Origin of the sequence: Microcoleus sp. B9-D4, from assembly GCF_036705105.1 — a bacterium.
Taxonomy (GTDB): domain Bacteria; phylum Cyanobacteriota; class Cyanobacteriia; order Cyanobacteriales; family Microcoleaceae; genus Microcoleus.
Window position 1 is genome coordinate 1 of sequence record NZ_JAUBTS010000151.1, and the last position, 2,356, is coordinate 2,356.

A 2,356-nucleotide genomic window follows, 5' to 3' on the forward strand; every position below is an offset into this window, starting at 1 on the left:
GGTTTTACCGTATCGGGTCATGCGGTCTTGCCAATATTTGGTGAGTTCGGGGTCATCGGGGGAAGCGGTGCCTTTGACTTTAACGTGACGTTCAATTGGAATATTAGATAACCGGAAAAGGGCTATCTCTTTATTTCCACGCAAGTCATTGACTGTTGCAGAAAATACCCATTTTCGCCCTTGGAGGGTTTTGAAGTACTTTCTGGCTACCCATCTCTTACCTTTATTAGGGTGTTGCCTTAGTGACCATTTCCAGAGAAGTTTCCAGATTTGGTGGTCAACGTAGCTGAACACTTGTTTGCTGACCCCGTGCCTGTAGTAGTTTCCCCATCCTCTTAATACTGGGTTAAGGTATTCTATGACTGCCTCTGGTGAAGCGTGTTTGTGTTCCTTAAGCCATTTACGGATGTTCTTCAGGAAGGTTTTGACTTTTTCTTTCTGAGGCTTAATCAGGCATTTGCCTTTGAACTGGCGGATATTGAACCCCAGGAAATTGAATCCTCCTTCTACATGAGAGATGTTGGTTTTCTCCTGACTCAGTTCTAATCCTCTTTCTTTAAGCCATTCCTGAAGAGTGGGAATTATTGCCTCAATGTCCTCTCTTGATTTGGCGGTGATGATGAAGTCGTCTGCATATCGGATAAATCCGTAGGTTGCATCCTTCTTCTTTTTCTGGTTGCCAGCTTGTTTCCCGCTTTTCAGGGTGTAGGTGTTGACCTTGTAAAACTGGCTCAGTAGTGCCTCTATACCGTTTAAGGCAATATTGGCTAGCAGAGGGCTAATTATCCCTCCTTGTGGTGTACCGCTTTCTGTTTTGTGGAACATCTCGGCTTCTATATACCCTGCCTTCAGCCATTGTTTGATGATTTCTCTGCTTGGGGTATTCCCAATTGTGCTGAGGATGTATTCATGGCTGATGTTGTCAAATGCTCCTTTGATATCGGCATCTAGAATCCAAGTGTCACTGCCTCCACCCATTCGACAAAAGCATTGGGCGATGGCATCGTGTGTGCCTCTACCAGGTCTAAAGCCGTAACTGTGTGCCTCAAAGTGAGGCTCAAAGCGAGGCTCTAGTGCATTTTTGACAATCGCTTGTGCTACGCGGTCTTTGATAGTTGGAATTCCTAATGGTCTTCTTTTCCCGTTTGCTTTGGGAATATATACCCTTTTGGTTGGGCGAACTTTCCATAGAGAATGTTCCTTCATCTGTGTAACCAGTTTCACCCGTTCATCGTTGGTTAAAGCTGTCTGACCGTCTATTCCAGCCGTCTGCTGTTAACCTAAGCAGGCAGGTCGCCCTACCTGCTCGGCTCCAGAACCGAACGTGAATATCGCTATTCATTCGGCTCCTCAGTGTGTGACTGTCACCTTTGCTTGTGACATCTCCAATAAGGGAAAACTCCCTCAGCGCGGTTCTGTTTCAGATTGCCCGTGAATTTGGTCGTGGCAATGCAGGTGGACTAATATCAGGTTTTTGTCGGCATTATTTCCACCCTTGGCTCTAGGCTTTAGGTGGTGTTTTTCGATTGAATCACCTGGGTTAAAGTTCAGTCCACATTGGGCGCATCTACCTTTCTGCCGCTTGAGCAGTCTTGCTTTCTGCGGTTCTAGGTATTTGTAATTTTCGCCCATTCTGGCGCTCCAATAAATCGAGTCTCCATCGTAGGGGCTGCGTGTTCCTTGTACTTTTCTCCATCTCAAACCCGCAGGAAATGCGGCATGGAGTAGGAGGTTGAAGGAATCCTGCTCTTTCCTCGAGCTTGCAAAGACCCAATTGTTATTACCGATGGTTCGCCAATATTTTCTGGCAACCCACTTTTTCCCTTTGTTAGGGTGACGGCGTTTCCCCCATCGATACAGTCTGCTCCAGAGTAGGTGGTCGAGTTTATTGAACGTTTCCTTTGAGTTCCAAGGAGATTGGTAGTGACACCATCCTCTAATGATTGGATTGAGGAAACTGATTAGAGCAGCTTGACTACTGCTGTTATTCTCCTCGACGTACTTATCGAGCTTTCTGTAATGAGCTTGAAGCTTTTCGTTGGAGGGTTTTACGATGGTTTTGAAACCCAACTTTTTACCTTTCGATGTTTCACCTGAATGGTGTTTCCCTACTGGGTATTGGCGAATGGAAAATCCTAGAAAATTAAATCCAGGCTTTTCTCCACCATGTTCTTCTAGTGTATGTACTAGCCGAGTTTTTTCGGGTTTCAACTCAAGCCCCAATTCGCTTAACCATTCTGATAGAATTTGCTGACATTGTTGTACCACGGCAAGTTCTTCGCATATTACAACTAAGTCATCCGCGTAGCGTATAAGCGTAGGAGCTTTCACTTCCTTTCCAAATAACCTTTTGCTA

Annotated in this window: 2 protein-coding genes; both read right to left on the reverse strand. The window is 45.4% G+C overall.

Annotation, left to right across the window (positions count from 1 at the left end; all coding sequences use genetic code 11):
* Positions 1-1,260, reverse strand: a 1,260-nt coding sequence (gene ltrA, locus QUB24_RS33190; RefSeq protein ID WP_333157827.1) for a group II intron reverse transcriptase/maturase, incomplete at its 3' end; no start/stop codon positions are given.
* 144 nt (positions 1,261-1,404) lie between these two features.
* Positions 1,405-2,356 (reverse strand): group II intron maturase-specific domain-containing protein (locus QUB24_RS33195; protein ID WP_333157825.1); only part of this gene is annotated, 952 nt, incomplete at its 5' end.